Source organism: Falsiroseomonas sp., assembly GCF_030695085.1.
GTDB lineage: Bacteria > Pseudomonadota > Alphaproteobacteria > Acetobacterales > Acetobacteraceae > Falsiroseomonas.
In genome coordinates this window covers 1-26,510 of the sequence record NZ_JAUYTS010000049.1, presented here as the reverse complement: position 1 = coordinate 26,510, position 26,510 = coordinate 1, and the positions used below count along the sequence as shown (strand labels likewise).

The 26,510-nt window shown below is 68.9% G+C and carries 21 protein-coding genes, 1 tRNA gene, 1 rRNA gene and 7 pseudogenes; 19 read left to right on the top strand and 11 right to left on the bottom strand.

What is annotated here, in order from left to right:
* The first annotated feature begins 131 nt into the window (after window positions 1–131).
* Genes Q8S40_RS05875 through Q8S40_RS05855 form a run of 5 tightly spaced genes read left to right on the top strand, consistent with a single transcriptional unit; the run spans window position 132 to window position 4,940 of the window.
* A complete protein-coding gene (locus tag Q8S40_RS05875; protein ID WP_305669637.1) occupies window positions 132–1,145 on the top strand; it encodes a Gfo/Idh/MocA family protein in 1,014 nt (337 codons plus the stop codon).
* A gap of 32 nt (window positions 1,146–1,177) precedes the next feature.
* Window positions 1,178–2,191, top strand: a complete 1,014-nt coding sequence (locus Q8S40_RS05870) for a TRAP transporter substrate-binding protein (RefSeq protein ID WP_304810945.1) — start codon at window positions 1,178–1,180, stop codon at window positions 2,189–2,191.
* A 3-nt stretch (window positions 2,192–2,194) separates the two neighbouring features.
* Window positions 2,195–2,677, top strand: a complete 483-nt coding sequence (locus tag Q8S40_RS05865; protein ID WP_305669636.1) for a TRAP transporter small permease — start codon at window positions 2,195–2,197, stop codon at window positions 2,675–2,677.
* Window positions 2,677–3,963, top strand: a complete 1,287-nt coding sequence (locus tag Q8S40_RS05860; protein ID WP_304810949.1) for a TRAP transporter large permease — start codon at window positions 2,677–2,679, stop codon at window positions 3,961–3,963. The genes Q8S40_RS05865 and Q8S40_RS05860 overlap by 1 nt, the downstream gene beginning before the upstream one ends.
* Entirely contained in the window at window positions 3,951–4,940 is a 990-nt protein-coding gene (locus Q8S40_RS05855; RefSeq protein WP_304810951.1) for an SMP-30/gluconolactonase/LRE family protein, read from the top strand. The genes Q8S40_RS05860 and Q8S40_RS05855 overlap by 13 nt, the downstream gene beginning before the upstream one ends.
* A 218-nt stretch (window positions 4,941–5,158) precedes the next feature.
* Here the strand turns inward: Q8S40_RS05855 and Q8S40_RS05850 are convergent.
* Window positions 5,159–6,353: pseudogene (locus tag Q8S40_RS05850) on the bottom strand (IS256 family transposase); the annotation flags it as partial.
* Window positions 6,354–6,670: 317 nt separating this feature from the next.
* Between Q8S40_RS05850 and Q8S40_RS05845 the strand changes: the two are divergent.
* From Q8S40_RS05845 to Q8S40_RS05840, 3 genes and pseudogenes are all read left to right on the top strand, one after another.
* On the top strand, window positions 6,671–7,654 hold the full coding sequence (locus Q8S40_RS05845; protein WP_305669635.1) for a tripartite tricarboxylate transporter substrate binding protein: 984 nt from the start codon (window positions 6,671–6,673) through the stop codon (window positions 7,652–7,654).
* Window positions 7,655–7,666: 12 nt separating this feature from the next.
* Window positions 7,667–7,891, top strand: a pseudogene (locus tag Q8S40_RS25155) (zinc ribbon domain-containing protein); the annotation flags it as partial.
* A 114-nt stretch (window positions 7,892–8,005) separates the two neighbouring features.
* Window positions 8,006–8,143, top strand: a pseudogene (locus Q8S40_RS05840) (transposase); the annotation flags it as partial.
* 167 nt (window positions 8,144–8,310) lie between these two features.
* Here the strand turns inward: Q8S40_RS05840 and Q8S40_RS05835 are convergent.
* The 4 genes from Q8S40_RS05835 to Q8S40_RS05820 form a co-directional block, all read right to left on the bottom strand.
* Window positions 8,311–8,844, bottom strand: a complete 534-nt coding sequence (locus Q8S40_RS05835) for a hypothetical protein (protein ID WP_305669634.1) — start codon at window positions 8,842–8,844, stop codon at window positions 8,311–8,313.
* Between the two features lie 476 nt (window positions 8,845–9,320).
* Window positions 9,321–10,238: a dihydrodipicolinate synthase family protein gene (locus tag Q8S40_RS05830; protein ID WP_305669633.1), complete on the bottom strand. Its 918-nt coding sequence runs from the start codon at window positions 10,236–10,238 to the stop codon at window positions 9,321–9,323.
* A gap of 10 nt (window positions 10,239–10,248) precedes the next feature.
* On the bottom strand, window positions 10,249–11,976 hold the full coding sequence (locus Q8S40_RS05825; RefSeq protein ID WP_305669632.1) for an IlvD/Edd family dehydratase: 1,728 nt from the start codon (window positions 11,974–11,976) through the stop codon (window positions 10,249–10,251).
* Between the two features lie 6 nt (window positions 11,977–11,982).
* Entirely contained in the window at window positions 11,983–12,990 is a 1,008-nt protein-coding gene (locus tag Q8S40_RS05820) for a 4-hydroxythreonine-4-phosphate dehydrogenase PdxA (protein ID WP_305669631.1), read from the bottom strand.
* A gap of 241 nt (window positions 12,991–13,231) precedes the next feature.
* On the opposite strand from Q8S40_RS05820, the gene Q8S40_RS05815 reads away from it, so the two are divergent.
* The 4 genes and pseudogenes from Q8S40_RS05815 to Q8S40_RS05800 all read left to right on the top strand — a co-directional run.
* Window positions 13,232–13,945: a FadR/GntR family transcriptional regulator gene (locus Q8S40_RS05815; RefSeq protein WP_305669630.1), complete on the top strand. Its 714-nt coding sequence runs from the start codon at window positions 13,232–13,234 to the stop codon at window positions 13,943–13,945.
* Between the two features lie 303 nt (window positions 13,946–14,248).
* Window positions 14,249–15,226, top strand: coding sequence for a tripartite tricarboxylate transporter substrate binding protein (locus Q8S40_RS05810; protein WP_305669629.1), 978 nt, complete (start codon window positions 14,249–14,251; stop codon window positions 15,224–15,226).
* Between the two features lie 84 nt (window positions 15,227–15,310).
* Window positions 15,311–15,988: pseudogene (locus tag Q8S40_RS05805) on the top strand (transposase); the annotation flags it as partial.
* A gap of 65 nt (window positions 15,989–16,053) precedes the next feature.
* Window positions 16,054–16,317 (top strand): annotated as a pseudogene (locus Q8S40_RS05800) (transposase); the annotation flags it as partial.
* Window positions 16,318–16,367: 50 nt separating this feature from the next.
* On the opposite strand, the pseudogene Q8S40_RS05795 reads toward Q8S40_RS05800, so the two are convergent.
* From Q8S40_RS05795 to Q8S40_RS05780, 4 genes and pseudogenes are all read right to left on the bottom strand, one after another.
* A pseudogene (locus Q8S40_RS05795) lies at window positions 16,368–16,838 on the bottom strand (IS5 family transposase); the annotation flags it as partial.
* Window positions 16,839–16,922: 84 nt separating this feature from the next.
* Window positions 16,923–17,683 (bottom strand): IS5 family transposase gene (locus Q8S40_RS05790; RefSeq protein WP_305669628.1). Its coding sequence is split into 2 segments (ribosomal slippage): window positions 16,923–17,344 and window positions 17,344–17,683, totalling 762 coding nucleotides; the frame shifts between segments, so codons are not numbered across the junction.
* Window positions 17,684–17,881: 198 nt separating this feature from the next.
* The gene (locus Q8S40_RS05785; RefSeq protein ID WP_305669627.1) at window positions 17,882–18,835 is read right to left on the bottom strand and encodes a tripartite tricarboxylate transporter substrate binding protein; all 954 of its coding nucleotides are present in this window, start codon (window positions 18,833–18,835) and stop codon (window positions 17,882–17,884) included.
* 5 nt (window positions 18,836–18,840) lie between these two features.
* Window positions 18,841–19,821: a tripartite tricarboxylate transporter substrate binding protein gene (locus tag Q8S40_RS05780; RefSeq protein WP_305669626.1), complete on the bottom strand. Its 981-nt coding sequence runs from the start codon at window positions 19,819–19,821 to the stop codon at window positions 18,841–18,843.
* 91 nt (window positions 19,822–19,912) lie between these two features.
* On the opposite strand from Q8S40_RS05780, the gene Q8S40_RS05775 reads away from it, so the two are divergent.
* The 7 genes and pseudogenes from Q8S40_RS05775 to Q8S40_RS25150 all read left to right on the top strand — a co-directional run bounded on the left by Q8S40_RS05775 (window position 19,913) and on the right by Q8S40_RS25150 (window position 26,322).
* On the top strand, window positions 19,913–20,143 hold the full coding sequence (locus Q8S40_RS05775) for a helix-turn-helix domain-containing protein (protein ID WP_305669625.1): 231 nt from the start codon (window positions 19,913–19,915) through the stop codon (window positions 20,141–20,143).
* A 24-nt stretch (window positions 20,144–20,167) separates the two neighbouring features.
* Window positions 20,168–21,622, top strand: a complete 1,455-nt coding sequence (locus Q8S40_RS05770) for an SMP-30/gluconolactonase/LRE family protein (RefSeq protein WP_305669624.1) — start codon at window positions 20,168–20,170, stop codon at window positions 21,620–21,622.
* A 15-nt stretch (window positions 21,623–21,637) separates the two neighbouring features.
* Window positions 21,638–22,549 carry a dihydrodipicolinate synthase family protein gene (locus tag Q8S40_RS05765; protein ID WP_305669623.1) on the top strand — a complete coding sequence of 304 codons (912 nt, stop codon included), beginning with the start codon at window positions 21,638–21,640 and terminating at the stop codon, window positions 22,547–22,549.
* Entirely contained in the window at window positions 22,546–23,730 is a 1,185-nt protein-coding gene (locus tag Q8S40_RS05760) for a mandelate racemase/muconate lactonizing enzyme family protein (protein ID WP_305669622.1), read from the top strand. Before Q8S40_RS05765 ends, Q8S40_RS05760 begins: the two co-directional genes overlap by 4 nt.
* A 20-nt stretch (window positions 23,731–23,750) precedes the next feature.
* Window positions 23,751–23,954: a hypothetical protein gene (locus Q8S40_RS05755; protein WP_305669621.1), complete on the top strand. Its 204-nt coding sequence runs from the start codon at window positions 23,751–23,753 to the stop codon at window positions 23,952–23,954.
* Between the two features lie 84 nt (window positions 23,955–24,038).
* Window positions 24,039–24,684: pseudogene (locus Q8S40_RS05750) on the top strand (ATP-binding protein); the annotation flags it as partial.
* Window positions 24,685–24,723: 39 nt separating this feature from the next.
* The gene (locus tag Q8S40_RS25150) at window positions 24,724–26,322 is read left to right on the top strand and encodes a recombinase family protein (RefSeq protein ID WP_371136808.1); all 1,599 of its coding nucleotides are present in this window, start codon (window positions 24,724–24,726) and stop codon (window positions 26,320–26,322) included.
* Here the strand turns inward: Q8S40_RS25150 and Q8S40_RS05740 are convergent.
* Window positions 26,282–26,355: transfer RNA gene (locus Q8S40_RS05740), tRNA-Met, on the bottom strand. The two genes, Q8S40_RS25150 and Q8S40_RS05740, sit on opposite strands and share 41 nt — an antisense overlap.
* Before the next feature lie 34 nt (window positions 26,356–26,389).
* A 5S ribosomal RNA gene (gene rrf / locus Q8S40_RS05735) occupies window positions 26,390–26,504 on the bottom strand.
* Between the last annotated feature and the right edge of the window lie 6 nt (window positions 26,505–26,510).

Genomic DNA, 26,510 nt, shown 5'->3' with positions numbered 1-26,510 from the left:
GCCTGGTCCGATGCGGCGACGGAGCTGGAGGCGGCGGTGGATGCCGCCTTCGCCAACGGCCTGCGCACCGCCGAATTCGGCGGCTCCGGCACCATGGAGGTGGCGAAGGCCGTGGCGGAGCAGATTCCGGCATGAAGGTCGCCGTGATCGGGGCAGGCTACTTCGCGCAGTTCCACCACGATGCGTGGTCGCGGCTGCCGGTAGAACTTGCCGCGATCTGCGACCACGATGCCGCCAAGGCGGACGCCGCCGCGGCGCGCTTTCCGCCAGCCCGCGCCTTCACCGATGCCGCCGCCATGCTGGATGCGGTGCGGCCCGGGCTGGTCGATATCGTCACGCCCCCCGAGACCCATGCGGCGCTCGTCGCGCTGTGCGCCGCGCGCGGCATTCCCGCGATCTGCCAGAAGCCGCTGGCGCCGGACTACGTCACCGCCGTGGCCATCGTGCGGCAGGCGGAGCAAGCCGGCATTCCGCTGATGGTGCATGAGAATTTCCGGTTCATGCCATGGTTCGAGGAGGCAGCGCGCCTGGTGCGGGATGGCGCGATCGGCGAGCCGCTGGACCTTTCCTTCCGTCTGCGCTCAGGCGACGGACAGGGACCGGAAGCCTACCTCTCCCGCCAGCCCTATTTCCGCACCATGCCGCGCTTCCTGGTGCATGAGACGATCATCCACCTGATCGACGTGTTCCGCCTTCTGTTCGGCGAAGTCGCTGGCGTGTTCGCTCGGCTGCGCACGCTGAACCCGGCCATTATGGGCGAAGATGCGGCGACCGTGCTGTTCAGCTTCGCCAATCCGCGCCGCAGCGGCATCGTCGACGGCAACCGCCTGATCGACCACCCGAGCGATGATCCGCGCATGACCAATGGCGTGCTGCTGGTGGAGGGCACCGGCGGGCAGCTTCGCCTTGATGGCCATGGCCGCCTGTTCCTGCGCCCGCATGGCGGCACGGAAGCCGAGCACGCCTACACCTGGGAACGCCGCGGCTACGGCGGCGACTGCGTGTTTCGCCAATCCGGCGCCGCGCTGGCGCATGTGACGCAGCAGGCGCCGGTGCCGAACACCGGCCGCGCCTGGCTGCGCAACATGGAGATCGAGGAAGCCATCTATCGCTCCGCCGCGGAGGGTCGCCTCGTGCCTGTCTAGCCTGCCACGCAACAGAAGGGGAGGAAGCAAAAATGGATCAGATCAGGACCACGCGGCGCATCGCGCTGCTCGGCACCGCCGGGCTGCTCGCGGCGCCCGCCATCGCCACGGCGCAGGCACGTGTCCGCACGCTGCGCCTGAATCACACGGACACCGACATCGGCGCGCGCCAGGAAGCCGCCCTGCTGTTCGGACGCCGCGTGCAGGAACTGACGGATGGGCAGTATCGCGTGCAGGTGTTCCATTCGGGCCAGTTGGCCAATGACGCGCGCAGCCTGGAACAGGTGGCCGTGGGCTCCATCGACCTCGCCATCACCGGCGTGGTCACCTATGCCACGCACACCCGCCCGCTGAACCTGATCGCGCTGCCCTACCTGGCGGAGAACTACCAGCAGGGCTGGCGGCTGTACGACGAAAGCCGCTTCATCGCATCCCAGAAGCAGGCGCTGATCGGCCGCGGCATGCGCGTGGTGGGCGATTGGGAGGCTGGCTTCCGCTGCTTTTCCACGACCTTCGCGCTGCCATCGCCCGCCGCCGTGCGTGGCCGCAAGCTGCGCATCGCCCCGGTCGACATGATCCGCTGGATCATGGAAAGCCAGGGCTGGAACCCGGTGGTGCTGCCGGTGACGGAAGTCTACCTCGCGATCCAGCAGGGCACCGTGGATGGCCAGGAAAACCCGATCGACACCATCTTCAGCCAGCGCTTCCACGAGGTCGCGAAGCACATCACGCTGTCCAACCACATCTACTCCCCGTTGTGGCTGTGCGCGTCCGAGCGGGTCTGGCAATCCCTGCCACAGAATGCACGCGACGCACTGATGCAGGCCGGGCGCGAAAGCGGCCAGCACAACCGCCAGCAGGTCGCGGCGAATGACGAGGCGCTGCTGCGGCAGATGACTGAAAAGGGCGCCACCATCGCGCGGCCGGATCTCGGCCCCTGGCGCGATGCCTCGCAGGGCGCCATCGCGCGGGCCCGGCAGGAATACGGACAGGAACAGGTGGATGCCTTCATGGCCGAAGCCGCCACGCTGCGCGCGCGGAGCTGAGCGATGCGCGCGCTCGATCGCGGCTGCGCCCTGCTCGGGCGCGCGCTGGACCTGTTCCTCGCCATCGGCGGTGGCGGGCTGTGCCTGGTGGTGCTCATCAACGTCATCGCCCGCTACGTCTTCAACCTGTCGCTCGCCTGGGTGAATGAGATCGGTGAGTTCGTGTTCCTTTGGCTCACCTTCCTGGGCGGCGCGCGGGCGCTTCAACTCGGTGCGCATCTCTCGATCACGGAGATGGTGGATGCCGCAGGGCCGGGCCTTCGCCGCATCCTGGGTTGGGTGGCGGATGCCGCGGCGGCGGGCGTGCTGGTGACGTTGCTGATCTATGGCTGGAGTCTTTCGGCGCAGATGATGCAGCAGACCTTGTCCGTCACCTACATCCCCATGGGCCTCGCCTATGCGGCCATGCCGGTGGGTTCGGTGTTCGGCCTGATCTTCATAGCGCAGCGCCTGTTGTGCGGCCCGGTGCGCGAGAGGGCCGCCTGATGTCGCTGTTCCTGACGATCTTCGCGCTGTTCATGGTGATAGCCATGTTCGGCGTCCCGCTGGTCTGGGCGATGCTGATCGCGACCTTCGCCTACATGCAGATGTCGGACAATTTCTACGTGATGGAGGGCATGCTGCTGTCCTTCATCGGTGGCGTCGAGCCATTCCACCTGCTCGCCGTGCCGATGTTCATCGTGGCAGGCGAAATCATGGTGGCCGGCGGCGTCGGCCGGCGGATGATCGACTTCGCGTCGAAGGCGCTGGGCTTCCTGCGCGGCGGGCTGGGCGTGGTGACGGTATCCTCCTCGATGCTGTTCTCCGGTGTCTCGGGCTCGGCCGTGGCGGACAGCGCCGCGATCGGTTCGGTGATGATCCCGGGCATGAAGCAGCGCGGCTACACGAAGGAGTTTGCCGCGGCACTGGTCGCCGTTGCCGGCACCATCGGCATCATCATCCCCCCCTCCATCCCGATGGTGATCTTCGCCTTCATGGGCAATGTGTCGGTGAAGGAGCTGTTCCTGGCCGGCTTCATCCCCGGTCTGCTGTTCGGCGGCGCGCTGATCTTGTGGTGCATGCATGTCGGCAAGACGCGCGGCTGGGACCCGGGCGGGCAGCGCACCTCGGCGGATGAGCTGATCGCTTCCTTCAAGGGCTGCATTCCGGCGCTGCTGTTTCCGGTGGTGATCCTGGGCGGCATCTTCGGAGGCGTCTTCACGCCGACGGAAGCCGCTGCCGTCGCGGTGTTCTACGCGCTGCTGGTCGGCCGCTTCATCTACAACGAACTGGCATTGGCCGATGTGCCGCGCATCCTGCGCGACAGCTTCATCACCTCCGCCACCGTCATGCTCGTCATCGGTGCCACCACCGCCTTCGCCTGGGTCATGACGATGGAGGGCGTGCCGATGGACCTGGTCGCCATCCTGCGCGCCTGGGACCTCGGCAAGTGGGAGTTTCTGCTGGTGGTGAACATCGCGCTGCTGCTGCTCGGCATCTTCCTGGAGCCGGTTCCGGCCCTGATCCTGACGGCGCCATTGCTGCTGCCGGTGGCCCGCGACCTTGGCATCGACCCGGTGCATCTCGGCCTCATCATGGTGTGCAACCTGGCGATCGGGTTGTTCACCCCGCCGGTCGGCGGCACGCTGTTCGTCTCGGCGAAGATCGCCGATGCGCGCATGTGGGGCATCACCAAGGAACTCGGCCCGATGTTTGCACTGTGCTGCCTGGTGCTGGTGATCGTGACCTACTTCCCCGCCTTCGTCATGGCGCCCGTCGCATGGTTCCGCTGATGCAGATGCAGGATGTTTCCTTCCATGGCAGCGGTCTGGTGCGGCCGGAATGCGTGCTGGTGGCGCCGGATGGCGCGGTGTTCGCGGCGGATTTCCGCGGCGGCGTCGCGGCGTTGGCGGCGGATGGCTCGCACCGCCTCATCAGGGGCGAGACGGCGGACCTGCCGGAGGGCCTGAAGCCAAACGGCATCGCCTTCGAGCCCGATGGCGCCTTCATCCTGGCGCATCTCGGCAATGCGGAGGGCGGCGTCTTCCGGCTGGCTCGCGACGGCCAGGTGACGCCGCTGCTGCGCGAGGTCGATGGCGTGGCGCTGCCGCCGACCAACTACGCGGTGCGCGACATCGCGGGGCGGCTGTGGGCCACCGTCTCCACCCGCCTGTCGCCGCGCCACCTGGACTGGACGCCGCGGGCCTGCACCGGCTTCATCGTGGTGCAGGATGATCGCGGCAGCCGCATCGTGGCGGACGGGCTGGGCTACACCAATGAATGCATGCCCTCCCCCGATGGCCGCTTCCTGTATGTGAATGAGACCTATACACAACGCCTCTCGCGCTTCCCGTTGGCCGCGGATGGCACGCTCGGCCCCAAGCAGGTGGTCGCGGAGTTCGGACCGGGCGAGTATCCGGATGGGCTGGCCTTCGACGAGGAAGGCCAGGTCTGGGTCACGGCCATCGTTGCCAACCGCCTGCTGCGGGTGGACCCGGCCACCGGCGGCGTCACCCGGCACCTCGACGCCGGCGTGCCGGAGCATATCGAGCGCATCGCGCGCGGCAGTGCCGCCGGCACTCTGGTGCCACAGGATATGGCAGAGGCCGGGGGCAGTCCGCTCGCCAATGTCTCCTCCCTCGCCTTCGCCGGGCCGGGGCGTCGGGAGGCCTGGCTGGGCTGCCTGCTGGCGGATCGCATCATGCGCACCCCGATCCCTTTCGCCGGACATCCGCCGCCGCATTGGGGCTGGCGGCTGCGCGCCGACTGATGCCGGGCCAAACGGGGCGTTGATCGCTTCGTCCTGCTGTTGTGGTCTGGCCTCTTCGGACCATGCCGCGAGGTGCCGCTTCCTCGCCTGTCCCAGCGAACCTGGCGTCCTGGCCGACCTGGTCCGCGCACACCGCGCACTCCCTGTTCCAGCAGGTCGTGTCCCATCGCTTGGTGTAGGAGCGCGATGATCCTCAGGGGGGTTGGGCCGCCGGGTCGGGCTGGCACGGCCGATAGCCTGACGGTGGCAGTATCGCTGATGGTGTTGATGGCTTCCAGGGTCATGTAGCGGGATCGCCGGGTGGCCCACTCGTCGGACTGCTCGAGCAGGATGGCACCGACAAGGCGCACCACGGCGGCCTCGTTCGGGAATATGCCGACGACATCGGTCCTGCGCTTGATCTCGCCGTTGAGGCGCTCGATGGGATTGGTGCTGTGCAGCTTGGTCCGGTGCGCGGCGGGGAAGTGCATGTAGGCGAGGACGTCCTCCCCGGCGCGGTGCATCAGCGTGGCGAGCTTTGGCACCTTGGGGCGGAGTTGGTCGGTGACGGTGCGCCACCGGGCGTGTGCAGCGGTCGCGTCCTCCTGGGCACAGGCGGTGCCGATCCAGGCCGAGACGATGCGGCGCTGCGCCTTGCCCGCATGGGCCAGCGCGTTGCGGGCGAAGTGGACGCGGCAGCGCTGCCAGGTGGCGCGCAGCACCTTCGTCACGGCCGCCTTCAGCCCCTCATGGGCGTCGGAGACGACGAGCTTCACGCCCGCCAGGCCGCGCCGCTTCAGGCTGCGGAGGAAGTCCAGCCAGAAGGGCTCGGCCTCAGAACTACCGACCGCCATCCCCAGCACCTCGCGCCGGCCATCGGCGTTGACGCCCACCGCGATGGTGACGGCGACCGGGACGATGCGGCCGGCCTCGCGCACCTTCACGTAGATCGCATCAAGCCAGAGATACGGCCAGTCGCCCTCGATGGGGCGGGCGAGGAAGTCGCGGACGCGGTCGTCGATCTCGGCGCAGAGGCGCGAGACTTGGCTGCGGCTGATGCCCTCCATCCCCATGGCGCGCACCAGATCGTCCACGGACCGCGTCGAGATGCCCTGGACGTAGGCTTCCTGGCTCACCGCTGTGAGCGCCTTCTCGGCGGTCCTGCGGGGCTCCAGGAAGGCAGGAAAATACGAGCCGCGCCGGAGCTTCGGGATCCGCAGCTCGACCGTGCCGGCCCGCGTCTGCCAGTCCCGGTCACGGTAGCCGTTGCGCTGCACCAGGCGGTCCGGGCTGCGCTCGCCATGGGCGGCCGGTCACCTCGCCCACCTCCAGTTCCATCAGGCGCTGCGCGGCGAAGCCGATCATCTCGCGCAGGAAGGTTGCGTCGGAGCCCTTCTCCAGCATCTGCCGAAGGGCGATCTTGTCGTCGGTCATCGTGGTCGGTCCAAGGTCAGGGGTTGCAGGTCTCAACAACCCAACCCTACCGAGCATCACCGCGGTGGCCGCCTGGGGCGCTCCGCTCCGCTCAGCCAGGGGCTTCGCTACGCGCCCCAGGCTATGGGCCTCCTACACCACCACCCGGGACACGACTTTCTGGAGGGCATCCGGCATCGCTTCCGGGGAAGAGAATGGCGTGGTGCGGCGGCTTCCCCGACCCCGTCCCCGCCTGGCGGGCCGACGGCGGTTGACCCGCCTTGCTTGACGGATCGGCAGCCTGCGTTACCGTTTCGTGACAAAATGGGGACAATGCCATGACAGCCACCCTCACCCGCCGCGGGCTCGGCGCCGCGACGTTCGGCCTGCTGCCTGCCGCCGCCGCGGCGCAGCCTGCCGCCTATCCGGGCACGCGCCCGGTTTCCATCGTAGTCTCCTTCGCCCCGGGCGGGTCCACTGACACGGTCGCGCGAATCGTCGCGCAGCAATTGCAGCGCATCCTTGGCGGCAGCTTCGTGGTGGAGAACCGGCCGGGCGCGAGCGGCACCATCGGCTCCGGCCATGTCGCGCGGGCGCGGCCGGATGGGTACACGCTGCTGTTCGCGGGCAGCGGCACCTACTCCATGTCCGGGCACCTGTACCCGCAGCGCGGCTATGACGAGGAGACGAACTTCACGCCGATCGGGTCCGTCAGCACGTCGTCGCTTTTCATGTGCCTCAGCCCCAAGCACCCGATGCGGGACATCGGCGCCTTCATCGCCCGCGCCAAGGCCGAGCCGGGAAAGCTGAGCTACGCATCATCGGGCGCGGGCAGCAGCGCGCACATGATCACCGAGCTTTTCCTGGAAGGTGCAGGCATCCAGGTGGAGAACATCACCTATCGCGGCGGCGCGCCGGCGATGCAGGCGCTGATCACCGGCGAGGTGCAGATGGCCTTCGTGGAGGCCGTGACCGCCCTGCCGCAGATGCGCAACGGCGACATCATCGGCGTCGCCGTCACCAGCGCGCAGCGTAGCCCCCTAGCCCCCGATGTGCCCACCATCGCGGAAGCCGCCGTGCCGGGTTTCGAGGGAACGACCCTGCTCGCCATGTTCGCCCCAGCCGGTACGCCCGATGAAATCATCCAGCGCCTGCATCGCGGCGTTGCGGAGGCGATGCAGGTGCCGGAGGTGATGGCGACGCTGCGGACCGGTGCCGTCTTCCCGCGGGTGATGACACCGGAGGAGTTCAGGCCCTTCCTGACATCAGAGCGGCGCCGGTGGCTTGCGGTGATCCGGTCTCGCGGGATCAGTGCCCAATAACGGGAGCGACGCCTGGAGGCAGGCCGGCAGGCTGTCGTCTCGGCCTCGCCGCCGAACCGCGGTAGCGCCCTCGCCGCGGCTCGACGCCCCCGGTGGCCGCTGGCCGGCCTGGTGCGCTGCGACCTGTGCAATGCGCCGATGAGCATCGTGGGCAGCGGCGGCCCGCGCGGCTGCTCGAACCACCTCGAGCGCGGCACTTGCGGAAACCGCCGCACGGTGGCGCGCGATGCCGTACTGGATCGAGTGCTGCTCGGCCTCAAGGAGCGGCTGCTGGCGCCGGCGTTGGTGGAGGAATACGCCCAGGCCTACGTCGCCGAGGTGAACGCCGCGAACCGGGAACGCAGAGCGCGCCAGCGCTGGATCGTCGAGCGCACCATCGGCTGGATCAGCCGCAACCGCCGTCTCGCCCGCGACTTTGAGCGCCACTGCCGCATCGCAGCCGCCTTCGTACGTATGGCCATGATCCGGATCATGCTTCGACGGCTGGCAGCAAAGCCCTCAGCGTCAATCCAAACTTCCCGGATGGGCTCTGAGGCGGATGGCCGCGGGGGGGTTCGGATACTAAAAAGGCCGTTCTCCGGGTGGAGAACGGCCGTTCGATGAAAGTACTGGGATCGTGGGATGCGGGGACGCGCCGCCGAGAGGTGCATCATGCATCAGCGGCACCCGGCACCGCCGCCTCGCGCCAGCCCGACACGGCGCCACTGCGCGCCACGGCGCGCGCCCGAAAGGCGGGTGGGCTCGGTGGTCGTGACCGAGGCCGCGGTGGCGCCCGGGGCCCCGCCATAGCCCTGCCAGACGGTAACGGAGGCCGGCATGAACTCGAGCTCGTAGCCGGCGAGATACGCCGAGCCAACAGGCGACCAGGACACGCCCAGCGCCCAAAAGGCGGCGGTGATGTGCGTTGCCACAACAATGGCAGCCGGCGCGGCGATGGCGCCCGGGTTGGGCAGCACCACGGAAGGGCTGTCGCCGGCGGCGCGCTCGTCCACCGCGGTGTTCCAGTTCGAGACGGAGGGGTCCTCCTCCGCGAGAGAAATATCCACCCCGCCATCCGGAGACAACCGCCAGCCCGTCACCCGCGCCGGGAAGCGTCCCACCCGGTCGAGGGCCACCGTCACCCCATCCCAGGGCCGCAGCCGCAGCGCGGAAAGGTTCGCCGGAAAGGCGACCTCGCGCTGGCGCCGCACACGCTCCAGCTACGCCACGCTCCGGTTCAGCGGCGCCGATGACGTCGAGCCGGTCTGGCAGCCCGTTGCCGACGGCACGCCGCAAAGCGTCAGCGTCGGCTACCGGGTGCACGGCTACGAGCCGCGGCCCGATGTCAGCAGCGGCCAGACCATCCACCGCGCCGTGAATTGGGAGCCCTACGAGAAATCAATCGTGCCGAACCCCGTGGACGCGGCCGCCGTCGTCCGTGACGAGGGGGACCAGGGACCCCCGCCACCACCATCGAACCCGGCCTGACCATCCCCGAGGAACCACCCATGCCCGAGACGTCGCCGGCTTCGCCGGACACCGCGCCGGCGCCGCCCGCGACGCCCATCGCACCCACGCCCCAGACAACCCCCATGACCACCGCACCCGCCGCCCCGCCCGAGCCGATCCGCGCCATGCCGCCCACGTCTGACCTCGAGGCCATCCGCACCGACTCTAAGCGCGCCCCTCAGCCTGCCCAGCGCAACACCAGCGGATCGAGGCGCCGCGCGATCTCGATCAGGCCCGCGCGCGCGGCCGGATGCAGTGGCGCGATCGGGGCGCGCGGCGCGCCACAACGGATCACGCCGCCTTCCTCCATCAGCGCCTTCGCCGCAAGCAGGCCGCACTGCCGGTTCTCGTGGTTGATGAGCGGCAGCCAGCGGCCATAGGCGTCCATCGCGCCGGCGCGGTTGCCCGCGAACCAGGCATCGGTAATCTGCCGTATGCCGTCGGGGAAGCCTCCGCCGGTCATGGATCCCGTGGCACCTGCGTCGAGGTCGGCCATCAGTGTGATCGCCTCCTCCCCGTCCCAGGGCCCGACCACCGCATCCCCGCCCAGCACGATCAGCTCCCGCAGCTTCGCCGCCGCCTGCGGCACCTCGATCTTGAAGTAGGAAACGTTCGCGATCTCGCGCGCCATGCGTGCCAGGAACGCGGCGGAGAGTGTCGTGCCGCTGACCGGCGCATCCTGGATCATGATCGGGATGGAAATCGCGTCGGAGACGCGGCGGAAGAAGTCGAAGATGCCGGCCTCGCCAACGCGGATGGTCGCGCCGTGATAGGGTGGCATGATCATCACCATCGCCGCACCCATCTCCTGGGCGCGGCGGCTGCGCTCTGCGCAGACATGGGTGGCGAAATGCGTTGTGGTCACGATCACCGGTACGCGGCCCGACACGTGTTCCAGCGCGACCACCATGACACGCTCGCGGTCCTCGTCCGTCAGCACGAACTGCTCGGAGAAATTGGCGAGGATGCAGAGCCCCTCGGAGCCAGCGTCGATCATGAAGTCGATCGCCCGCCTCTGCCCCTCCAGGTCGAGGGCCCCATCCGCGTGGAAGATGGTCGGGACGACCGGGAAGACCCCGCCATAAGCTTGCGGCATCAGCATGTCCTCAATGGTTGTCGCGCGGCACCGGCGCGCCGGAGGAGCCGGCGAGGAAGTCGAGGTCGGCGCCCTCGTTGGCCTGCGTCACGTGGTCCAGGTACATCTTCACGTAGCCACGCGTGGCGTGCGGCGCGGGCGGGACCCAGGCGGCGCGGCGAGCGGCGAGCTCCGCTTCATCCACATGCAGTTGCAGGCTCCGCGCGGCGACGTCGAGCGTGATGAGGTCGCCGTTCCGCACCAGCGCCAGCGGCCCGCCGGCCGCGGCCTCGGGGGCGACGTGCAGCACCACAGTGCCATAGGCGGTGCCGGACATGCGCGCATCGCTGATGCGGATCATGTCGCGCACGCCCTGCTTCAGCAGCTTGGCAGGGATCGGCATATTCCCGACCTCCGCCATGCCGGGGTAGCCCTTCGGCCCGCAATTCTTCAGCACCATGATGCAGTCCGCATCGATGTCGAGCGCGGGGTCATCCTTACGGGCGTGCAGGTCCTCGATGGTCTCGAACACCACCGCGCGGCCCGTGTGGCGCATGAGGTGCGACGAGGCGGCGGACGGCTTGATCACCGCGCCATCCGGCGCGAGGTTGCCGCGCAGCACCGCCATGCCGGCATCCGGCTTGAACGGCGCGTCCCACGGCGTGATGACGTCAGGCCGCCAGCAGCGCGCGTCCTGCACATTCTCCCAGATCGGCTTGCCGTTCGCGGTCGGTGCATCGCGGTTCAACAGCCCCGCCTCGCCAAGCGCGCGCAGCACCACGGGCAGGCCGCCGGCCTCGTAGAAATCCTCCATCAGGAAGCGGCCCGACGGCATCAGATCCACCAGGCACGGGATGCCGCGGCCAAGCGCATCGAGGTCGTCAAGCGTGAAGGGCACGCCGAGCCGTCGTGCGATCGCCAGCAGATGCACCACCGCATTGGTCGAACCACCGATCGCCCCCAGCACGCGCACCGCATTCTCGAACGCCGCGCGCGTCAGGATCTTCGAGATGGTGAGGTCTTCCCGCACCATCTCCACGATGCGCCGCCCGGCCATACGCGCCAGCAGGTTGCGCCGCGCATCGGCGGCCGGAATCGCCGCATTCTGCGGCAGCCCAAGCCCCATCGCCTCAACCAGCGAGGCCATGGTCGATGCCGTACCCATCGTCATGCACGAACCGGCGGAGCGGTTCATGCCCGCCTCCGCCTCATGAAATTCCGCGAGCGTTACCTCGCCGGCGCGCAGCTGCTCGCTCATCGAGATGATGTTGGTGCCGGAGCCGATGATCTGCCCGCGATACACCCCGCGCAGCTGCGGCCCGCCCGATACGCCGATGGTGGGCAGGTCCACGCTCGCGGCACCCATCACCAGCGAAGGCGTCGTCTTGTCGCAGCCCATCAGCAGCACGGCGCCGTCGAGCGGATGCGCGCGCAGCGCTTCCTCAACATCCATCGCGGCGAGGTTGCGATACAGCATCGCGGTCGGGCGCATCGTCACCTCGCCCAGCGAGGAGACGGGGAATTCCAGCGGATAGCCGCCGGCTTCCAGCACGCCGTCGCGCACATGCCGCGCCAGGTCGCGGAAATGCCCGTTGCAGGGCGTGAGCTCGGACCAGGTGTTGCAGATGCCGATGACAGGGCGGCCATCGAACTGGTCTTGCGGCGTCCCGGAATTCTTCAGGAAGGAGCGATAGTAGAACCCCATCTTGTCCTGCCGGCCGAACCAGGCCTGGCTGCGCAGCGGCTTCTTCGTGGACATCGCGTCTCAGCCCTGCGCCCGGCGCCGCGCGCCCATCGTGCAGGCCAGGTCGAAGGCCGCCTGCAGCGCGCCGACGCGCGCGATGCCCTTGCCCTGGATGTCGAAGCCCGTGCCATGCGCGCAGGTCGCGATCGGCACCGGCACGCCGCCGGCCACCGTGATGCCGCGCCAGAAGCCCATCAGCTTCATCGCGATCTGCCCCTGGTCATGATACATCGTAACGATCGCATCCACGTCGCGCGTGCCGTCGGCTTTGGGCTGGGCGCGCAGGAAGATGGTGTCGGCGGGATAGGGCCCCTCACAGGGCAGGCCGCGGCGGCGCGCCTCGTCCAACGCCGGGGCGATGATCTCGATCTCCTCGCGGCCGAAGGCGCCGTTGTCGCCATTGTGCGGGTTCAGGCCGCAGACCGCGATGCGTGGCTGCTCGATGCCGGCCTGGACCAGCGCATCGCGGATCAACGCAACCGCGCCGATCACCTTCTCCGGCGTGATCAGATCCGCCACCTCGCGCAGGGCGACATGGCTGGTAACGCGACAGGTCCAGAGACCATCAAGCACGTTGAACTCACTGTGCGCGCCCTTGTGGCCCAGTACCTCCGCGAACCAGTGCAACTCGTCCGGATGGCCCATTTTCGCCATGTGTAGAGAGGCCTTGTTGAGCGGTGCGAAACAGATGCCATCCACCGTGCCGGCCTGTGCCAGCGCGAGGCATTCGCGCAGCGTGTCCATCGCATGCGTGCCGCCCTCCGCACTGGACTGGCCGCGTGGGATCGGCGCGCGGCGTCGCACTTCGTGCAGCGCGATGCGGCCCGGCAGTAGCGCGGCGGGGTCGTTGACGCGCGTGATGGGCAGGTCCACGCCCGCGATCCGCATCCCCTCCGCCAGCTCGTCCGGGTCCGCCACCAGCAGCAGCGAGGCCTTGGTACGGTTGGCCTCCTCGGCCAGCAGCTTGGCCATGATTTCAGGGCCGATTCCGGCGGGATCACCGAGGACGAGGGCGAGGCGGGGCGTCATGCGGCGCTTCTCCGGCTGGTCTGGGTGCCGCGGTTTGGCGGCAGGGCAAGCGGCGGCGGGGTAGCCGGCTGCATAAGGGTCGACGCGGTTCGCGCCATGGCGGCTTCCTCCCGGGAGGCGAGCTGCCTCTCCTGCCGGATTTGTCTCGCTTCGTGTCTGCCCGAGGCGCGAGCAGCTTGTCAACCGGTCCGATGACCAGACCAGTAGACCTTGCCCCACGCGCGCTGTTATCGTGCCCACGATGCTCGACAACCTTGCCCTCCTGCAGTCAGCCGTGTCGAAGCGCACCATGCGTGAACAGATCACGGATCGGCTCGCCGGCATGATCATGTCCGGCCTGTTGCGCCCGGGCGACGCCCTGCCGGGGGAACGCGACCTGGCGGCGCAGCTCGACGTCAGTCGCGAAACGGTGCGCGGGGCGATCCATGCGCTCGCCGCGCGGGGCCTGGTCGAGGTCGCGCAGGGCGCGCGCTCGCGGGTGCTTCCGGCGGCCAGCTGGACTGCCCGCCCCGCCATCGCAGCCCGCTACACGCCGGAGGAGGTGCTGGGCGCGCGCCTTGTGCTCGAAGTCGCGGCGGCGCGCGAGGCTGCGCGCAACGCCGGGGCGGCGACACGCGCACGGCTGCGGGAACTTGCCGAGACGCAGGGTCGCGCACTGGACGACCCAGGCGCCTTCCACATCGCGGGTTCGGAGTTTCACGCGACCCTCCAGCGCGCTGGGGGCAACCGGCTGCTCGCGGCGCTGCTCGCGGAGGCCTATGGGCAATCCTCCGAGCTCAGCCACCACGCGCTGGACGCGCCGGGGGCCATGCGCAGGTCATGGCTCGACCACCGGCGGATCGCCGCGGCGATCGAGGCGCGCGAGCCGCAGGCGGCGGCGGAGGCGATGCAACTGCACCTCGACAACATCGGGCGGGCCGCGCGGCGCGTCATCGGGAGGCGAGCCGCCGCATGAGAGGCAGCGGCCCAGCGCGGGAAAGCGGGACAGGACAAGTCCTGCCGGTTCCCAGGGCCGCTGCGCCCATCGGTGTGCGCCCGCCCTGCTTGATCGAAGGGCCGGGTTGCGCAAACCTCGCGCCCATCACCTGCCAACCGGGAAGTGTGGGCGGATGGAAGTGTTCGTTGCCGTTACCGCCCGTGACGTATCTCGGGGGGCAGGCCTTCGAGCGCGAGCCCCGCCTGGTCGCAGGCGAGGCCAGTGTTCTGTTCAAGATCAAGGCACGGCGTTCAAGCCGAAGCCATCACCCGGGAGACGTCCATGAAGCTCACTCGCCGATTCATCCTCGCCTTCGCAGGCCTTTCCGCGCCGGCGCTCGTCCAGGCCCAGGGCACCTCCAGCTGGCGGCCCTCGCGGCCGATCCGCTTGATCGTGCCTGCCGCGCCGGGCGGGTCGAACGACATCCTGGCCCGCATCATCGCGGAACCGGCAAGCCAGATCCTGGGCCAGCCCGTCATCATCGAGAACCGGGCCGGCGCGGGCAGCGTCATCGGCACCGAGGCCGCGGCGCGTGCGCCGGCGGATGGGCACACGGTGCTCATCAACAGCTCTCTCGCCACGGTGCCCGCGGTCGTCGCCAACCTGCCCTATGACACGCTGGGCGATTTCGACGGCGTGGCGGTGGCGGGCTTCTCGCCGCACCTGCTCGTGGTCGGCGCAGCAGTCCCGGCGCGCACGGCGGAGGAATTGCTGGCGCTGCTGCGTGCCAGTCCCGGCCGGCTCAACTACGCCTCGGCCGGCCCTGGCAGCGGCCCGCATATCGGCGGCCTGGTGCTGATGGCGCGTATGAACGTGCAGGCCGAGACGGTGCATTATCGCGGCGGCGGCCCGAGCATCACGGCCCTGGTCTCGGGCGAGGCGCAGTTCGGCACCCCGACAATGGCCTCCGCAATCGGGCATGTGCGCGGCGGAACGTTGCGCGCCCTCGCGGTGCTTGCAGAACAGCCCAGCCCGGCGCTCCCCGGCGTGCCTAGCGCCCCGCAGGCGGGCATGCCTGGCGTGATCCATGAGGAATTCTTCCCGATCGTTGCACCGAAGCGCACGCCGCCCGAGGCACTCGCGGCGCTGGGCAATGCCTTCCGCCAGGCCATCCAGCGAAGCGTCGAACGGGTGAACGAAATGACCGGTGTCACCCCGCGCGGTGGCTTTGAGACCAGTGCGCAGGTCATGGCCCTGGTGCAGACCGGCATTGGGATCAACACGCGCCTCCTGCGTGCCGCGGGGGTGCAGGCGGAGTAGCGCAGCCGGCAGCCATCGGCCGCGGCCATGGCCGCGGCCAGTCCTGGCCCGATGCCCCGCATCGGCGCAGGCCGCGCGAGCCCGCTGTCACCGCATCCTCCGGAGGAGGCGTATAGGTGTTGGCCGCCGCATCGAGCTGCCGACGCCGATTTCCTGCGTTCCGCTGCCGAGGCGGTGGTGCAATTGCGCATGGAGGGCGATGTGGAAGGACAAATCGGCACCGCCCGCCGCGAACGCGCTGGCGAGCGGCTGACCTACCGCAACGGCTTTCGTGACCGTAGGCTCGACAACGGGGTGAGCTCGCTGGCGCTGCGCGCCCGCAAGCTGCGCCAGGGCACCTACTTTCCGCCCTTCCTCGGGCCCAGGAAGACCTCCGAAAAAAGCCCTGGTCGCGATGATCTAGGTGGCCTGGATCAGCGGCATCTCCACCCGCCGAGTGGAGGAGCTGTTGCAGGCCATGGGCCTTTCGAGCATCTCCGAATCCACCGTCTCCAGGCTGTGCAAGGACATCGACGAACGGGTGATGGCCTTTTTCGACCGATCGCTGAAGGGCGAGTGGCCACATCTTTGACTGGACGCCACCTATTTGCGCCAACGCGAGGGCGGCCGCCTGTTGGACGCAGCGCGTCCAACCCGTCGCAGCCATAGTTGCTGGCGCCTGCAATGCCGAAGGCCGCCGCTAAATCATTGGCCCGCACATCGGCCCCTCCGAGGCGGAAACTCCGAAGCATGGTCAAGCGCGGCCCGAAGGGGGTGAAGCTTGACCTTCCCCCCTGCAGATGATCCGCTTGTGATGAGAGGGTTGGCCTCCTTGGAAGGAGGCAGGGATGCCGAGGAAGCGTCACGCGGCGGAACAGATCATCGGTCTGTTGCGGCAGGCTGAGGTGGAGTTGGCGCAGGGCCGGACAGTGGGTGAGATCTGCCGCCGGCTCGCGGTATCGGAAGCGACGTTCTACCGCTGGCGATCTGAATACGGCGGCCTGAAGATAGGCTAGGCGCGGCGGCTGAGGGACCTCGAACGCGAAAATCTGCGACTGAAACGGGCGGTGGCGGAGCTGGCGCTCGATAAGCTGATCCTGAAAGAAGCCGCGGAGAGAAACTTCCAGGTGATGGACTCGTAACTACCTGCCAAGAGGCGTGCGGCGGCGAGGTGGAGTGCGGCGAGGTAGTTCCGGGCGAGCTTGTCGAAGCGGGTGGCGACACGTCGGAACTGCTTCATTTTATTGAAGAAGCGCTCGACGAGATTGCGCGCACGGTAGAGTTCGGGCGGGACGGAGCGCTGCACCTTGCGGTCTCGCTGGGTGGGGATGTCGGCCCGCCCGCCGCGGGCGGCGACGAGATTGAGGATGGCGACGGCGTCGTATCCGCGGTCGGCGACGAGGTCCCGCCCCGGGGCGATGCGCTTGACGAGATCAGGCACGGTAGCCTTGTCGGAGGACTGGCCAGCACCGATCGACAGCGCGACTGGCAGCCCGGCTCCATCGACGACGGCGTTGATCTTCGTGCTCAGTCCTCCACGAGAACGACCAATGGCGTGATCCGGGCCCCCTTTTTTCCGCCCGCGGCGTGCTGGTGGGCGCGCACGATCGAACTGTCGATCAGATGAAGGGATTGCGGCGAGCGGGTGAGCGTCGCGGCGGCGACAGGTGCGGAATTGCCTTGATGGTGATCGTTGATGAATCTCTAGGCTCAGGACTCACAACCAGAAAAGCATGACGGCGGCAAAGGCGCAGGCCGAGAGGTAGATATCGGCGCATCGGTCGTAGCGTGTGCTGATGCGGCGCCAGTCCTTCAGGCGGCCAAACATGTTCTCGATGCGGTGGCGCTGGCGGTAGAGGGTTTTGTCATGCGGGATGGCGAGCTTGCGCGCCTTCCTGGATGGTATGCAGGGCGTGATGCCGCGGCCGATCAATCCGATGCGGAACCACTTAGCGTCGTAGCCGCGATCAGCCAGCAGCACCCATGCCGCTGGCAGCGATGGCAGCAAGGCACGCGCGCCGATGTAGTCCGAGGTCTGACCGGCGGTCAGGAACAGGCGGATTGGCCGCCCTTTCGCGTCGGTCACCGCGTGCAGCTTTGAATTCAGGCCACCCTTGGTCCGGCCGATGAAGCGGCTGCGCCCCCTTTTTGCCCCCGCAGGGACGAGGCGGTGCGATGGGTCTTCAGATGCGTGGCGTCGATCATGATCGTGCTGACGTCTTGCTCCGCCTCGGCCAGCGCCACCAATATCCGCGCGAAGACGCCCATGCGGCTCCAGCGTACCCAGCGATTGTAGAGGGTCTTGGACGGGCCATAGGCCGCCGACGCGTCCCGCCACCGCAGCCCATTGCGGTTGACGAAGACGATGCCACTCAGGACGCGCCGATCATCGACCCGGGCGCGCCCGCGTGACTTCGGAAAGAAGGCTGACAGCCCCTCCATCTGCGCGTCTGTCAGCCAAAACAGGTTGTCCGACATGCCCTACCTCCAGGGCACTTTGACTCACAAACCGCACCTGACGCGCAAGGACTTTATGGGTCCTGAGCCTAGCGCCGGTCGCACGCACAGCCTTCGACTACAGCGACCTCGACGCCGCCCTGCAACAGGCCGACGCCGCCATGCGCCGCACACGCCGCACGCTCGACCAACTCGCCAGCGGCAGTCCGATGCCAAAAGCTATTCGATACGGATGCCCGCCCGGCGCGGCACCGCGGACCAGCGCTCCACCTCCGCCAAGTAGAAGTGGCCCCATTCCTCCTGGCCCATCGGCTTCGGGATCAGACCGAGCCTGCCAAGGCGCGCACGCACCTCAGGCACCGCCGCCACCAGCGTGAAGGCGCCGTGCAGCCGCTCCAGCGCCGCGGGCGGGGTGTTGCGCGGCGCGAGGAAGCCGAACCAGCTATCGGATTGCAGCGCGGCGACGCCAAGCTCCGCGAAGGTCGGCACCTCCGGCAGCATCGGGCTGCGCGTCGGGCTGGTGACGGCGAGGGCCCGCAGACGGCCGGCACGGACATGCTCCGCCACCTCCAGCACGTTGCTCACCATGAAGTCGAGCCGCCCGGCGATCAGGTCCGTCTGGCCCTGTGGCCCGCTGCGATAGGGCACGTGCTCCAACGTCAGGCCATAGGCTTCCTTCATGATCTGGTGCGCGGGCTGCCAGCCGGCCAGCGCGGCGCTGCCGGTCTGCAACGGCGTGGCGGCGGCCTTGCCGCGGGCGACCAGCGCCGCCAGGTCGCGATCCGGCGAGGCGGCGGGCACCACCAGCGCATTCGCCGAATTGCCGGCGAAGAACACCGCCGCGAAATCCTCGGCGGTGTCGTAGGGCAGCCGCGCATAAAGCCCCGGCGCCACCGCATGCGCATTGGCGATCAACATGATGGTGTGCCCATCCGGCGCCGCCTTGGCGACGCGGTCGGAGGCGATGGTGCCGCCGGCGCCCGGCTGGTTCTGCACCACCATGGGCTGGCCGAGCAGCGGCTGCATGCGCTCCGCGAAGGTCCGCGCGATGATGTCCGTGGCACCACCAGCGCCGTAGCCCACCACCAGGGTCACCGGTCGTTCCGGGTAGCCCTGCGCCCGTGCGACGAAGGGCAAGGCAAGCCCGGCGGCGACCAGAATGCGGCGATGCATGTGGGTCACTCCACCACGATGTTCTGGGTGCGGGCGAGGTCACGGAAGGTGGCGAGTTCACGCGCCATGAAGGCGCCGAACTCGGCCGGCGTGGTGTGCTGCGGCATCTCCAGCGAAAGCTGCGTATAGCGCTGCACCGTCTCCGGGCTGCGCAGGAAGGCCTGCGTCTCCGCCGCCAGCCGCGCCAGGATCGGTGCCGGCGTGCCGGCCGGTGCGGCGAGGCCGTGCCAGGAGGCGAGTTCCGCGCCCGGATAGGTCTCGTTCAGCGCCGGCAGGTCCGGATAGGCCGGCATGCGCGCGGGCGCCATCGTGGCCAGCGCGCGGATCTGGCCGTCGCGGATCAACTGCGTCGTTGTGGCCGCGACGTCCAGCGAGGCATCGATGGTGCCGGCCAGCAGCGCCTGCAACAGCGGCCCGCCGCCGGTGAAGGGCACATGCGTCATGCGGATGCGCGCCTTGGCCATGAACAGCTCCATGCCGAGATGCAGCGAGGAGCCGACGCCGGAGGAGCCGAAATTGATCGCCTCCGGCCGGGCCTTCGCCGCCGCGACCAAATCCGCCACCGTCTTCACATCCGGCAGCTTGCGCGGGTTCACCAGCAGCAAGGCCGGCGTCACCGCCAGGTTGGAAATGGGGGCGAAATCCTCGATCGGGCGGTAGGGCAGCGGCACCTTGCGGACCGCGGGCAGGATGGCGTTGGCGGCGATGTTGATCATGCCCACGGCGGTGCCATCCGCCGGCGCCTTGGCCAGCGCATCGACGCCGATGGCGCTGCCGGCACCGCCGCGGTTCTCCACCACGAAGCCCTGTCCGAACGCCGTCTGGAAATGCGCCGCCAGCATGCGGCCGACCAAGTCCGCCGCGCCGCCGGGCGGGAAGGGGATGATGAAGCGCACCGGCCGGCTCGGCCAGGCCGCCTGGGCCCGGGCGATCGAGGGCGCGGCGAGGGCGGCGAGGCTGATTGCTGCGAGCTGGCGGCGGCGCATCGGGACTTCCTCCGTTCCTTGGTGTCTTGCGTGACTTGGAACTTGGTTCCACGATATGGACTCAACCGGAGACGGTCAATCAAGGAGACGCATGGCGCGCAGCAGGCCAATGGAGGCGGAGGAGGACGCGGCTTCGGTGCCCGGCACACAGGCGCTGACCCGTGGCATCGCGTTGCTCGGCCTGGTGGCCGATGCGCCCGCGCCGCTGCGCTTCGCCGAGATCGCGGACCGCGCCGGCCTGGCACGCCCCACCGCGCACCGCATCCTGGCCGCGCTGGTCGAGGCGCGCCTGCTGCGGCATGAGCCGGCGACGCAGACCTAGGCCCTCGGCGCCCGGTGCCTTGAGATGGCGCATCGCGTCTGGGACGGCTTCGACCTGCGCGCCACCGCGGCGCCGGAGCTGGAGCGCCTGGCCCGCCTGGCCGGGGAGACGGCGCGGCTGGCGGTGCTGGATGGCGACGGTGTTCTGTATGTCGACCAGCGCGATGCGGAACAGGAGGCGGTGCGCCTGGTCAATCGCGTCGGCGCCCGCGCCCTGCCCCACGCCAGTGCCTGCGGCAAGGCGATGCTGGCGCAGCTTCCGGCCGCGGAACGCCGCCTGCTGCTCGACCGCCTGATGCCACTCGCCGCCCCCGGCCCCCGCAGCATCACCGAATTGCCCGCCCTGGAACGGGAGTTGGCCCTGGTGGCGGCGCGCGGCTACGCGCTGTCGCTGGAGGAAGCGGCCGCCGGGGTCAATGCCGTGGCCGCCGCCGTGCTGGACCGTCGCGCGCGGCCGCTCGGCACCATCTGCCTCGTCGGCCCCGCCTTCCGGCTCGGTGAGGCGCGGCTGCACGCGCTGGGGCGGGAGGTGATGGAGGCGGCGCGCCGCATCTCCGGCAATGCCGCGCAATCCGCCATGACGCTGACCGTGGCGCCGCGCCCCGCCAGCGTGTCCGATTGCGTGACGCTCGCCGTGCGGGCGGAGGCGCTGCTGGGCGAAGGACCGCTGTGGCACGAAGGCCGCCTGCACTGGGTCGATATCCTCGCCCCAGCCGTGCATGTCAGCGACCCCGCGACCGGCGCCGACGCCGTGATCCCGGTGGAGGAGCTGGTCGCCGCGCTGGCACCGCGCCGTGGCGGCGGGCTGGTCGCCGCCGCGCGATCCGGCCTGCGGCTGCTGGATGGCGCGGGGCTCGGCCGCGTGCTGGCGGCACCGATCGCGGAGGGCGCCTCCCTGCGGCTGAACGACGGGAAATGCGACCGCGCCGGGCGCTTCTGGGTCGGCTCGCTGGCGCTGGATTCCACGCCGGATGCCGGCGCGCTGCACCGCATCGATGCCGAGGGCCAGGTGCGGGTGATGCAGGCGGGGCTGCATGTCGCCAACGGCATCGGCTTCAGCCCGGATGATGCGCGGCTGTACCTGGCCGATAGCGGCCGCCGCCGCATCGACGTGTTCGACTTCGACCTCGCCGCCGGCACCGTCGCCAACCGCCGCCCCTTCGTCATCTTCGCGGAGGGCGAGGGCGTGCCGGATGGGCTGACGGTGGATGCCGAGGGCGGCGTCTGGGTGGCGCTGTGGGATGGCTGGCGCGTCGCCCGCTACCGGCCGGACGGTACGCTGGACCGTGCGGTGAACCTGCCGGTGCCGCGCCCGACGAGCTGCGCCTTCGGCGGCCAGGGCCTCGCCACGCTGTTCGTCACCAGTGCGCGTGTGCGGCTTTCCGCCGCCGAACTCGCGGCGGCGCCGCTCTCCGGCTCCGTCTTCGCCATCGAGACGGGCGGCGCGCGTGGCCTGCCCGAACCATCCTTCAACGGCTGAGGATCCTTGTCCGTCATGACCAAGCTGTCCGGCGTCTTCCCTGTGCTGCCGACGCCCTTCACGCCGGAGGATGCAGTGGATGAGCCGGCCTTCCGGCGCCTGATCGACTTCGCGGTCGAATCCGGCGTCGATGGGGTGGTGTTTCCCGGCATGGCCAGCGAGGTGGAGACAATGACCGCCGCGGAACGCGGGCAGATGGTCGCCGTGCTCGGCAAGCATCTCGCCGGGCGGCTGCCCTTCATCGTCGGCGCGTCGCATGTCGATCCGGCCGAGAGTGCGGCGCGGGCACGGGAGGGCATGGCCGTCGGCGCCACCTGCGCCATGATCATGGCGCCGCCGCAGGCCGGCCAGTACGTGGCGAAGCAGGTCGCCTTCTTCAGCGCCGTGGCGGCGGCCGCGCCGGGCCTGGTCATCATGCTGCAGAACGCCCCCGCGCCGAATGGCGCCGCGCTGTCGCCGGAAGCGGTGGCGGCGGTGCCGGCGGCGGTGCCGGCGATCCGCTACGTGAAGGAGGAAACGCTGCCCTGCGGCCAGCACGTCACCCGCATCCTGACCGCTGCCTCCGGCGGGCTGGATGGCGTGATGGGCGGCGCCGGCGCGCGTTTCGTGCTGGATGAGTTGGCACGCGGGGCCAACGGCACCATGCCGGCGCTGGAGCTGGCCGATGCGCATGCGGCGCTGTGGCGGGCCTGGACGCGCGGAGACCGCGCGGAGGCGCGGCGCATCTACACCGCGACGCTGCCGCTGCTGATGCTACAGATGACCTTCCGGGTTCGCGCCACGAAGGAGGTGCTGCGGCGGCGCGGGCTGCTGGAGCACACGGGCGCACGCGCGGCCGGGCCGCGTTTCGATGCGGGAGACCTCGCGGAACTGTCCGAACTGATCGCGACCGCAGCGCCGACGATGACCATGCACAAGCCGCGATGACACGCGCCGATCGCATCACGCGTGTCACCGCGCATGTCATCGCCATCCCGCGCGACGTGCCCTATCTCGGCCCGCTGCGCGACGGCGAATGCGTCAACCGCGCGGGCTACATCGTCCGCCTCGGCAACCGCACGCTGTACCCGACGCAGGACCGCAGCATCGTGCTGCGCATCGACACGGAACACGGCCTGACCGGCTGGGGCGAGACCTATGGCATCGTGGCGCCGGAGGCGGTGCGCGCCATCGTGGACGACGTGCTGGCGCCGGTGCTGGAAGGCCGCGACCCCTCCGCGCCGGCGATGATCCATGAGGACCTATACGACCTGATGCGGGTGCGCGGCTTCTTTGGCGGCTTCTATCTGGATGCGCTGGCCGCCGTGGATATCGCGCTGTGGGATCTGCTGGGGCGACGGCTCGGCGTTCCGGTCTCGACGCTGCTGGGTGGGCGGCGCCATGCGCGTATTTCCGCCTATGTCTCCGGTCTGCCGCGCGCCACGCTGACCGAGCGCGTGGAGTTTGCGCGGGACTGGCAGGCGCGCGGATTCAGCGGTTTCAAATTCGCCGCCGCCGTCGCCGATGATGGCGCGGAGGCCGAGATCGCGGCGCTGCGCGAGGGCCTCGGCCCCCAGGCCAGCATCATGGTTGACCTGCACTGGAAGAATAGCGCGGCGGAGGCCATCCGCCTGATCCGCCGGCTGGAGCCACATGGCCTCGTCTTCGCCGAGGCGCCCTGCGCGCCGGAGGATATTGTGGGCGTCGCGGAAGTCGCGCGCGGTGTCGGCGTGCCGATCGCTCTAGGAGAGGAACTGCGCACGGTGTTCGAGTGGCTGCCGCGCCTGCAGCATCGCTGCATGGCGATCGGCCAGCCGGAAATGGGTCACACCGGCATCACCGAATTTTCCCGGATTGGCGCGCTGTGCCATGCGCACCATGTCGCGGTCATGCCGCATGCGGCGATCGGCATCGGCCTGTTTATGGCCGCCAGCCTGCAGGCCGCCAGCACCCTGCAGAAGCTGCCCTGGCACGAATACCAGCACAGCATCTTCGATCCGAACCTGCGCCTGACCCAGCCGACCGGAAGCGCCCACATGCAGTGCGAGGCCGGCTTCTACACGCTGCCGGATGGGCCCGGGTTAGGGGTGGAGCCCTCGGCAGCGCTGCTGGCCAGCATGGAAGCGTAGCGACAACCGCAATGGTCCGCTTGTCTCCTAAGCCGAGATGCCCCGGCTGGGAGCCCGTCCGCAGCACCGCCACGCTGGTGCGCATCGTCGCCGATGGCACGGTGATCGCCGAGCATGCGCGCCGGTTTGGACGTGACATCCTGGTGTGTGACCCCTGGCACTACCTGCCGGTCCTGGAGCTCAAACCCGGCGCGCTACGCAATGGCGTGCCGTTCCGCGAATAGGATCTGCCAGTCGCCATCCAGACCGTCAGAGACCGCATCCTCAAGCAGCACAGGGGCGACCGCGCCTTTGTCGAATTGCTGCTGATGGCGCGCGAGGTCGGCCTGGAGCCGCTGCAGGTTGCCTGCGAACTGGTACTTGAGGGCCATGTCGTCACCGCGGCCGTGGTGCTGAACGAAATACGCCGCCTGCTCGCACCCAGGCAGCCCGCCATGCTGACCGTGCCCGACATGCTGCAACTCCAAACCGAGCCGCTCGCCGATTCGCCGATTGCAGTCGCTATGATCATCTGCGCGAGGCTAGCCATGTCATCCATTGAACAGCGTGGCTCTGAACCGCGTGCCGCCGACCGCGCCGCCCAGCTCAACGCCCTGCACCTCTACGGCATGGCCACCGCCTGGAACGAGTGGTTCGCCGAGGGACCAAGGCGGCCCGTGCAACCCGAGGCCTGGCTCGACCGCATGATCGAGGCCGAGCTGGCCGATCGCCAGGTGCGCAGCCTGCGCTACCAACTCAAGGTCGCGCGCTTTCCGGTGCACCGCGATCTGACCGGGATCGATTGGGCGGAAACGCCGCTGCCTCAGGCGCAAATCCAGCAATCGGCCAGCGCAGCCTTGATGGAGACCGCTCATGATCTGATCCTGGTCGGCGGCACCGGAACCGGGAAGACCCACTTGGCCACTGCCCTGGGGGTCGCGGCCATCCACCGGGGCAAGCGCGTGCGTTTCTACACGGATTTGCCTTGCGCGTGCGGTCCGCGAGGGCTGGGAAGTGGTGGGTACCTTCACCGACCATGCCATTTCCGGCTCGACGACGTTGCGGCCGGGCTACCAATCCTTACTGCAGGCCATGCGCTCGGGCCGGATTGATCTGGTGCTCTCTGAAAGCCTCGACCGGCTGAGTCGCGACCAGGAGCACGTGGCGGGCTTCCATAAGGCAGCACAGTTCGCAGGCGTCCGCATCCTGACCCTGTCCGAGGGTGAGATCAGCGAACTGCATGTCGGCCTCAAAGGGACTATGGGTGCGCTGTATCTCAAGGATCTGGCCGATAAAACCCGGCGAGGCCTGGAGGGCCGGGTGCGCGAGGGACGCAGCGGCGGCGGTCTCTCCTACGGTTATAGAGTGATCCGCGGCCCGATCGATCGGAATGGGGAGGCCGAGCGCGGGCTGCGGCAAATCGATCTCACACAGGCGGCGGTGGTGCGCCGGATTTTCGAGGAGTTCGCAAAAGGACGCAGCCCCATTGCGCTGGTGCGTCAGTTTAATGCCGAGGAGCTGCCGGGACCACGCGGCGGTCTTTGGTCTGCCGGGGCTCTGCGGGGGCAGGCTGGGCGAGAGACCGGGATCCTGAGAAACCGGCTCTATATCGGCGAGCTGGTCTGGAATCGCCGGCGCTGGCTCAAAGACCCGACGACCAGCCGCCGCGTGGCACGCGCTAATGATCAGACCGCGCTGGTTACGGAGCAGGTGCCAGAGCTGCGAATCATTGATCAACCGCTATGGGACCAGGTCCAAGCGAGGCTGCAAAAATCGTCCCGTCCCGAATGTGGGCCCGATCCTAGAGTTGCCCCTGATCACCTTTGGCATCATCGGCGGCCGCGACATCTGCTGACCGGCAAACTGTTCTGCGGCGCCTGCGGCGGTTCCTACACGCCGACGGGGCGTGACTATCTCGGCTGCCAGACCGTACGCCAGGGCGGAAAATGCAAGAACAAAACCACGGTGCGCCGCAGCCAGACCGAGATGCGCGTGTTGCAGGCGCTGGAGCAAGGGCTGATGCAGCCCGATCTGGTGGCTGTCTTCGTTGCGGAATTTACAACCGAATGGAACAGGCTGCGTACGGAGGCATCCGCCGGATTGAGCGGTATTCGCGCTGAACTGGCCACGGTCGAGCGTCAACTCCAGGGACTGATTGACATGATGATCGATGGCTTTCGTGCCCCGGGGCTGCAGGCGCGGCTTGACCAGTTCGAGGCGCGCAAGTCCGCGCTAGTAGCGGCCCTGACGGCCGGAGAGGAAAGCAGCTCGCTGCCGCGGCTCCACGGCAGTCTGGCCGAAGCCTATCGGCTTCGGGTTCATTCCTTGCGCGAGGCCTTCTCGGCCTACGGCGACACCGAAATCCTGGAGGCGTTGAAGGCGCTGGTGGACCGCGTGCTGGTCTATCCATCCACGACTGGTGCCCCTGCCCCGCTTGAGTTGATCGGTCACCTTTCGGCGCTGCTGCAAGCGTCCGGCGCCAGTGCGGAGCAGACGGCAGGTCTATCGCTTATAACGGGACATGAAAAAACCCCACGAGCTGAGGCTCATGGGGTCTGTTCAGGATCGTGGGATGCGGGGACAGGATTTGAACCTGTGACCTTCAGGTTATGAGCCTGACGAGCTACCGGGCTGCTCCACCCCGCGGTGGTAGGTGATGATATGATGTTCCGGTGTGGTGGCCCGGCGGCGACCTACTCTCCCGAGCCTTAAGGCTCAGTACCATGGGCGCTGGGGTGTTTCACGTCCGAGTTCGGGATGGGATCGGGTGTATCATCCCCGCGATGGCCACCGGGCCACCA

What these genes read in the sequence shown, in the direction of transcription:
- Q8S40_RS05875 (WP_305669637.1), top strand. Translation starts at nt 132, where the DNA reads ATGAAGGTCGCCGTGATCGGGGCAGGCTACTTCGCGCAGTTCCACCAC.
- Q8S40_RS05870 (WP_304810945.1), top strand. Translation starts at nt 1,178, where the DNA reads ATGGATCAGATCAGGACCACGCGGCGCATCGCGCTGCTCGGCACCGCC.
- Q8S40_RS05865 (WP_305669636.1), top strand. Translation starts at nt 2,195, where the DNA reads ATGCGCGCGCTCGATCGCGGCTGCGCCCTGCTCGGGCGCGCGCTGGAC.
- Q8S40_RS05860 (WP_304810949.1), top strand. Translation starts at nt 2,677, where the DNA reads ATGTCGCTGTTCCTGACGATCTTCGCGCTGTTCATGGTGATAGCCATG.
- Q8S40_RS05855 (WP_304810951.1), top strand. Translation starts at nt 3,951, where the DNA reads ATGGTTCCGCTGATGCAGATGCAGGATGTTTCCTTCCATGGCAGCGGT.
- Q8S40_RS05845 (WP_305669635.1), top strand. Translation starts at nt 6,671, where the DNA reads ATGACAGCCACCCTCACCCGCCGCGGGCTCGGCGCCGCGACGTTCGGC.
- Q8S40_RS05830 (WP_305669633.1), bottom strand. Translation starts at nt 10,238, where the DNA reads ATGCCGCAAGCTTATGGCGGGGTCTTCCCGGTCGTCCCGACCATCTTC.
- Q8S40_RS05825 (WP_305669632.1), bottom strand. Translation starts at nt 11,976, where the DNA reads ATGTCCACGAAGAAGCCGCTGCGCAGCCAGGCCTGGTTCGGCCGGCAG.
- Q8S40_RS05820 (WP_305669631.1), bottom strand. Translation starts at nt 12,990, where the DNA reads ATGACGCCCCGCCTCGCCCTCGTCCTCGGTGATCCCGCCGGAATCGGC.
- Q8S40_RS05815 (WP_305669630.1), top strand. Translation starts at nt 13,232, where the DNA reads ATGCTCGACAACCTTGCCCTCCTGCAGTCAGCCGTGTCGAAGCGCACC.
- Q8S40_RS05810 (WP_305669629.1), top strand. Translation starts at nt 14,249, where the DNA reads ATGAAGCTCACTCGCCGATTCATCCTCGCCTTCGCAGGCCTTTCCGCG.
- Q8S40_RS05785 (WP_305669627.1), bottom strand. Translation starts at nt 18,835, where the DNA reads ATGCATCGCCGCATTCTGGTCGCCGCCGGGCTTGCCTTGCCCTTCGTC.
- Q8S40_RS05780 (WP_305669626.1), bottom strand. Translation starts at nt 19,821, where the DNA reads ATGCGCCGCCGCCAGCTCGCAGCAATCAGCCTCGCCGCCCTCGCCGCG.
- Q8S40_RS05775 (WP_305669625.1), top strand. Translation starts at nt 19,913, where the DNA reads ATGGCGCGCAGCAGGCCAATGGAGGCGGAGGAGGACGCGGCTTCGGTG.
- Q8S40_RS05770 (WP_305669624.1), top strand. Translation starts at nt 20,168, where the DNA reads ATGGCGCATCGCGTCTGGGACGGCTTCGACCTGCGCGCCACCGCGGCG.
- Q8S40_RS05765 (WP_305669623.1), top strand. Translation starts at nt 21,638, where the DNA reads ATGACCAAGCTGTCCGGCGTCTTCCCTGTGCTGCCGACGCCCTTCACG.
- Q8S40_RS05760 (WP_305669622.1), top strand. Translation starts at nt 22,546, where the DNA reads ATGACACGCGCCGATCGCATCACGCGTGTCACCGCGCATGTCATCGCC.